The sequence below is a fragment of the Acidimicrobiales bacterium genome (genome assembly GCA_036491125.1).
GTDB lineage: Bacteria > Actinomycetota > Acidimicrobiia > Acidimicrobiales > AC-9 > AC-9.
Window position 1 is genome coordinate 1 of sequence record DASXCO010000049.1, and the last position, 6,059, is coordinate 6,059.

A 6,059-nucleotide genomic window follows, 5' to 3' on the forward strand; every position below is an offset into this window, starting at 1 on the left:
TGCGCACCTCGTGCGGGCCGGACTGGTGTCTATGGAAGAGCCCCATCAGGCGACGGCGTCCCACTGCAGGCGCTCTTCGCCTGCGGGGTCCTGCACGACGACGCACTCGGTGTCGAGGACCATGGTCGACCGCTGCCCAGCCTCGTACGCCGGCCAGGTCGGGAGCGACGCCGTGTCGGGAACACCGTGGCGGGCGAACGCCGTCCAGGCTTCGGACATGCGCGTGGCGATCTCCTGGCGCCCGGCGCTGTCGCCGGTGAAGACGCCCGCCCCCGGCTTGTCCAGGTTGTCGAACACGAACGGGATCTCCACGGCGTGGCAGGAGCCGAGCTTGCCTCCGAGGATCGGCGTGGCCCAGCTGAACAGGTACATGTACGTCCTGGGCTGGTGGATCGATTGCGCCTCGGCCAGCCGGATGGCGGGGATGCGGAACACCTGGTCGGTGAGCACGGCCGTCCACACCTCGCCCAGTGGCACCTCGGGACGCGACCGGCGGTAGACCTCGACCGCCTTGGCCGCGGCGGTACCGAAGACCGAGGCGGCACGGTGCTCGAGCGTGGCCTCGTCGACCTCGGCCAGACGGGCGTCCATGAGGCTGAACAGCCGCATCTCTTCGAGGTTGGTTCCGATGAGCACCTCGACGTCCGCTGACGAGCCGTCGCTGATCGCGTCCTGCGGAGGGCGGGGCAGGCTCACACCGTCGACGACGGGCGTGAACGCCAGGTTGGGCGTGGTGCGATCGACGACCCGGCCCTGGGCGGCGAGCAGGCGGTCGACGGGCACCTCGACGAGGCTGCCGACGTCACCGGGCGTCAGCCCCAGCTCGGCCAGCAGGTCGCGCGTGACCCGCTCGGCCTTGTCGCGCGCCACCACATGCGCACCAGCCCCGCTCTGCAGGATGGCCCGGGAGAACAGCCCGCGAGCCGCAGGCATGGCCAGCAGGGTCGCCACGCTCATGGCGCCGGCCGACTCGCCGAACACCGTCACCTGGGACGGGTCCCCGCCGAATGCTGCCGCGTTGTCGCGCACCCACTGCAGCGCCGCCACCTGGTCGAGGATCCCGCAGTTGCCCGAGGCGGCGTAGCGCTCGTCGCCGAGCTCGCCCAGCTCCAGGAAGCCGAGGACGCCGAGCCGGTAGTTGATGGTCACGATCACGACGTCGCCAGCGAGCGCCAGGCTCGTGCCGTCGTACCACGGGGTCGAGCCCGTGCCCGTCACGAAGGCGCCGCCGTGGATCCACACCATGACCGGCCGCCGGCCGTCATCGAGTGCCGGCGTCCACACGTTGAGGCTGAGGCAGGCCTCGGACTGCTCGAGCTTCTCGGCCCCGAGCATCATCTCGAGCGGGGACGGGTTCTGCGGCGCCACCGGCCCGAAGCCCGACGCGTCCAGCGGCGCGGTCCACGGCCTGGGCTCCTCGGGCGGGCGCCAGCGCAGCTCCCCGACCGGCGGCCGGGCGTAGGGGATTCCGCGGAAGACGTGCACGGGCCCGGTCGTCGAACCGACCACCGGGCCCTGATTGGTCTGGACGATAGGGCCGCTGGGCATGGAGAGGTTCTACTAGCTCTCGGGGGCGGCGGGCGGGCAGCCCTTGTTGGCGCCGTTGCCGCGCACGAAGTCGTTCACCTCGTAGTAGGCATCGATGGACTCGCCGGCGTCCCCCCAGAAGCCCTCCAGGACGTCGTACTCCATCCTCCCCTTGGACACGAACCAGTTGTTGACGTCGGTGATCTCCAACTCGCCGCGTCCCGAGGGGACCAGGCTGGGAATGATCTCGAAGACGTTCGGGTCGTAGAAGTAGATGCCGGTGACGGCGTAGCGGCTCGGGGGATCGTCGGGCTTCTCGACGATCCGGACGACCCGCCCGCGGTCGTCGAGGTCGGGCACGCCGAGGTGGCGGAGGTGGGCGGCGTCGCCGACCGACGACAGCACGATCCGGGCCCCGTCTTCCTGGACCTCGAAGTGCTCGACGGCCTCGCGGATCGACCGCTCGACGACGTTGTCGGCCAGCATCACCACGACCCGTTCGCCGTCCACGAACCGCTCCGCCAGGCCCAGGGCCTCGGCGATGCCACCCGGGCGGTCCTGGTACGCGTACGAGAGCCGGTCGATGCCGTAATCGTGGCCGTTGCCGAGCAGCCGCAGGAACTCACCGGCGTGGGTCCCCCCGGTCACCAGCATGAGCTCGGTGACGCCCGCGCTGACCAGAGCCTCGATGGCGTAGGTGACCATGGGTCGGTCGTAGATCGGCAGCAGGTGCTTGTTGGTGATCCGCGTCAGAGGGTGGAGCCGGGTGCCGGTGCCACCGGCGAGGATGACGCCCCTCACCGGATCACGCCCTGGCCTTCCTGCGCTCTTCGAACCGGCGCTCCCAGGCGAGCTCGTTGTCCTTCGAGTCGCGGATGTACGGCGAGAAGGCGATGCCCTTGATCACCAGCCAGTTGAGGGCGGCGACCGGCCACGGGAGCGGCCGGACGATGTCGACGAACAGGATCGTGCGGTAGCCGTCGGTGTCGTTCCACGCCTCGTGCTGGTAGGTGTCGTCGAAGACCAGGCTCCTGCCCTCCTGCCAGTGGGCGACCTCGCCCCCCACCTTGATGCCGCACGCCGACGCCGGCTCGGGGACCGCCAGGGCCAGGTGGTAGCGCAGCACGCCCTTGTAGGGGCCCCGGTGCTCGTCGATGTGCTTGTGGGGCGAGAGGATGGAGAAGAAGGCCGTCGTCATGCCGGGAATGCGCTCGATGGCGGCCGTGGTGGCCGGGCAGCGAGAGGTGTTTCGATCCGACTTGAAGCCGTAGCCATAGAAGAAGTACGTCTTCCAGCGGTCGTCGTCGGTGAGCGTCGCCTGGTCGGACTGGATGTCCTGGAAGTTGGGGAGGTCGTCCCGGTACCGCATGACCTGGTCGAGCTCGGACCGGATCGTCTCCCACTCGGCCTCGAGGGCGGGGATCCAGCCGAACTGCCCGGTCGGGAGGAACGGCGAGTTGCCCACCAGCGAGTAGCGGGCGATGAGCTTTTCGAGCACCTGGATGAAGCGGAATCCGACGTTGATGAGCAACTCGGTGGCGCGCTCGCGCACGGACCGTGAGCCCGGGCTAGCCACGGAAGGCCCGGTTCCACCAGGCAGGGTCGCTCTCCGCCTCTTGACGGATCCAGTCGAAGTGGTGGCGAGCCGACAGCCGCATGATCGGCATCGTCAGCAGCCCGGCCACGGCCCACCGTCTCGCCCCCCGACGCACCTCGAAGACCAGCGCCAGGGCCGACGCGGCCGACCACAGCCACAGGATCCCGTTGTAGGGGGGCACCTGGGCGGGGCTCAGGCCCTCGGCGCTGGTGAGGGCGGGCACACCAAGCCGGGTGCGGCGCGACGGCCACATCACGAAGTGGACGAGCGCTCCGGCCAGGCCGGCGCCCGCCCACAGGGCGATGGGCTTGTCCCAGCGGCGGCTGCCCAGCGCGGCTCCCGCCGTCCACACCGGCAACTGGACACCCCAGAGCCCGAGCGAGCCGGCCAGCCCCAGCTCCGGCTGGAGGACCAGGCCCACTCCGCTGCCGAGCTCGTACGCGTGGTGCGCTGCCGTCCCCAGGGCGCTGAGGACCGAGAAGGGCCGGCGGATCCGCGTCACGGTCAGGTCAGCGTAGCTGAGGGGCTCGCGCCGCGGGCCGTGCCGTCGGAGAGCTGAGGCGGCGGTCGACTTAGGAGATCTCGCTGGCGGGCAGCCAGGCCGCCTCGCCCTTGCCAGTCGGCAGGCGGCGACGGTAGCGCTCCATCACGTAGATGTCGTTGAGCTCGTCGCGGTGCCTTCGGACCAGCTCAGCGAGAGCGTAGCGGCGGATCTGGGCGTCGATCGGCACCGTTCCTCCCGGGGCGGTGACGGTCCGGTCGAGCGGGGCGGCTCGCCGGGAATTCGCACGCTTCTGCGCTCGCTTGCACTCCACGCATCGGCTGTGGCGGCCAGACGGCTTGGAACGATCGAGGCCGAACCGGTCGAGAGGTAAGTCCCGGTGACAGCCTGTGCAAAGGCGGGTACCCATGGTCTTCTTGTCCTGCATCTATGACTCCGTAGATTTGAGTGGCCGGTGGTGCAGCCGATCACTCATTCTACAGGGGCTTGGGCCAAGTTCTTCGATACCATACGTTCATCTTCGGTCAATCTCGATGTTTGAGAATGCTTTTCGATGACAAGGTGAGCGGGGTCGGCGGTCGGGTGGCAGGCTCTGGTCATCGGCGGTGACCCCGGATCGGAGGCCCCTGGACGTGTTGTTGCTGCTTGACGGGACCCGCGTAACCCTCAGGCAGATCCAGCCCGACGACGCCGACCGCCTCCGGCGGCTCTTCTATCGCCTGTCGCCCGAGACCGTCTACTGGCGGTTCTTCACTCCCATCCACGTGCCGCGGGAGGGGGTCCTCGAGCACTTCGCGCGGGTCGACCACGAGCGGCGGGAGGCGATCGTCGCCGTCGTCGACGGCGAGGTCGTCGCGGTGGCCCGGTACGACCAGGCCGAGGGGACGTTGGAAGCCGACACGGCCGTGCTCGTCGAGGATGCTTGGCAGGGTCGGGGTCTGGCCAAGGTCCTCCTCAGACACCTGGCCGAGGTCGCCCATCAGCGCGGGATCCGCACCTTCACGGCGCTCATCCTGGGCGAGAACGTCCGGGCCAGGCAGCTCTACTCGACGGTGTTCGCCGACGTCGACGCCCACCTGGACGGCGCCGAGTGGCACCTGCGCATCTCGCTCGAGGGTCCGGGAGCGGGATGCCGCTGACCGGAGGCGGCCCTATTGTGTGGAGCGCTCCGGTCTCATGCGAGCCCGGTGCGCCCCCATCCTCACCATGAGCCCCAACGCACCCCCGGTCACCATCGAGCACCTCAGCAAGAGCTTCGGCGGAGGTGTCCTCGCCGTCGACGACCTGAGCCTGGTGATCGAGGAGGGTCAGGTGTACGGCCTGCTGGGACCCAACGGGGCGGGCAAGACGACAACGCTGCGGACCCTGCTCGGTCTGGTGCACCCGTCGAGCGGACAGGCCTGCCTGTTCGGGCAGCAGGTGCATTCGGGCTCGCCGACTCTGGAGCGTGTCGGGACGCTGGTGGAGAGCCCCGGCTTCGTGCCCCACATCTCCGGGCTGGAAAATCTGCAGCTGTTCTGGCGCGCTGGTGGCCGGCCGCTCTCGGAGGCCGACTTCGACGCGGCCCTCGAGATCGCCGGCCTGGGCGACGCCCTCCGGCGCAAGTACAAGACCTACTCGCACGGCATGAAGCAGCGGCTGGGCCTGGCCCAGGCCCTGCTGGGACGGCCGGACGTGCTGGTGCTGGACGAGCCATCGTCAGGCCTCGACCCGCAGCAGATGCGCGAGATGCGGGAGGTCGTTCGTCGCATCGCAGAGCGCGGGGCCACCGTCCTGCTGTCCAGTCACCTGTTGGGCGAGGTGGAACAGCTCTGCACCCACGCCGCGGTGATGAACAAGGGGCGGCTCGTGTCGGCCGGCACGGTGGCCGAGCTCATGGGCTCGACGACCACCGTCTACCTGGAGATCGACGACGTCGGGCGGGCCCGATCGGTGCTCGAGGCCCTGAGCGGGGTGTCGCGGATTACGTCGGAGCTACCCGGCTTGTCGATCGAGCTCAACGGGATCCAGCGCAAGGCCGTCGTGGCCGCACTGGTCGGCGCGGGCGTCGGGGTGGAGACGGTCACGTCTCGCCACCGCCTCGAGGACGCGTTCATCGAGCTGATGGAGGCCGAGCCGGCCTGAGCGCGGTGCTCAGGCTCGTTCTGCTGGCTCCCTGGGGGAGGAGGCGGCCGCGGTCTGACGGCGACGGATCAGCCACCAGGCGATGCCGATCACGGCGATCACGCCGATGACGATGCTCACCGGGGTGAAGGCGCTGGCCACGCCCTTCCAGTGGCCAGCGAGGGCGTAGCCGGCGAGGGCGAGGGCGAAGGTCCAGGGCAGGCTGCCGGCCAGGGTGAACAGGCTGAAGCGGGCCAGCGGCATCTCGGCCACCCCCGCCGGGAAGCTGATGAAGGTCCGCACGACCGGGACACAACGCCCGATGAGCAC

Annotated in this window: 8 protein-coding genes; 2 read left to right on the plus strand and 6 right to left on the minus strand. The window is 69.8% G+C overall.

Features of this window, described 5'->3' with window-relative positions; all coding sequences use genetic code 11:
* Window positions 1–45: 45 nt before the first annotated feature.
* From VGF64_03795 to VGF64_03815, 5 genes are all read right to left on the minus strand, one after another.
* Complete coding sequence (locus VGF64_03795) at window positions 46–1,548, minus strand: carboxylesterase/lipase family protein (GenBank protein HEY1633856.1); 1,503 nt, start codon at window positions 1,546–1,548, stop codon at window positions 46–48.
* 12 nt (window positions 1,549–1,560) lie between these two features.
* Window positions 1,561–2,328, minus strand: a complete 768-nt coding sequence (locus VGF64_03800; GenBank protein ID HEY1633857.1) for a sugar phosphate nucleotidyltransferase — start codon at window positions 2,326–2,328, stop codon at window positions 1,561–1,563.
* A gap of 4 nt (window positions 2,329–2,332) precedes the next feature.
* Window positions 2,333–3,079, minus strand: coding sequence for an aspartyl/asparaginyl beta-hydroxylase domain-containing protein (locus VGF64_03805; protein HEY1633858.1), 747 nt, complete (start codon window positions 3,077–3,079; stop codon window positions 2,333–2,335).
* Window positions 3,080–3,095: 16 nt separating this feature from the next.
* Window positions 3,096–3,626 carry a hypothetical protein gene (locus VGF64_03810; protein ID HEY1633859.1) on the minus strand — a complete coding sequence of 177 codons (531 nt, stop codon included), beginning with the start codon at window positions 3,624–3,626 and terminating at the stop codon, window positions 3,096–3,098.
* Between the two features lie 70 nt (window positions 3,627–3,696).
* Complete coding sequence (locus tag VGF64_03815) at window positions 3,697–3,855, minus strand: hypothetical protein (GenBank protein ID HEY1633860.1); 159 nt, start codon at window positions 3,853–3,855, stop codon at window positions 3,697–3,699.
* 376 nt (window positions 3,856–4,231) lie between these two features.
* Here VGF64_03815 and VGF64_03820 point away from each other — a divergent pair, with 376 nt between their 5' ends.
* Complete coding sequence (locus tag VGF64_03820) at window positions 4,232–4,765, plus strand: GNAT family N-acetyltransferase (protein HEY1633861.1); 534 nt, start codon at window positions 4,232–4,234, stop codon at window positions 4,763–4,765.
* A 67-nt stretch (window positions 4,766–4,832) separates the two neighbouring features.
* Window positions 4,833–5,750 (plus strand): ABC transporter ATP-binding protein, encoded by a 918-nt coding sequence (locus tag VGF64_03825; GenBank protein HEY1633862.1) that lies wholly within the window; start codon window positions 4,833–4,835, stop codon window positions 5,748–5,750.
* Window positions 5,751–5,759: 9 nt separating this feature from the next.
* Here the strand turns inward: VGF64_03825 and VGF64_03830 are convergent.
* The coding region (locus tag VGF64_03830; protein ID HEY1633863.1) for a VTT domain-containing protein at window positions 5,760–6,059 on the minus strand (300 nt) is incomplete at its 5' end.

Bases quoted from the DNA above. Each gene is read 5' to 3' on its own strand.
- VGF64_03795 (HEY1633856.1), bottom strand. From the start codon at position 1,548: ATGCCCAGCGGCCCTATCGTCCAGACCAATCAGGGCCCGGTGGTCGGT.
- VGF64_03825 (HEY1633862.1), top strand. From the start codon at position 4,833: ATGAGCCCCAACGCACCCCCGGTCACCATCGAGCACCTCAGCAAGAGC.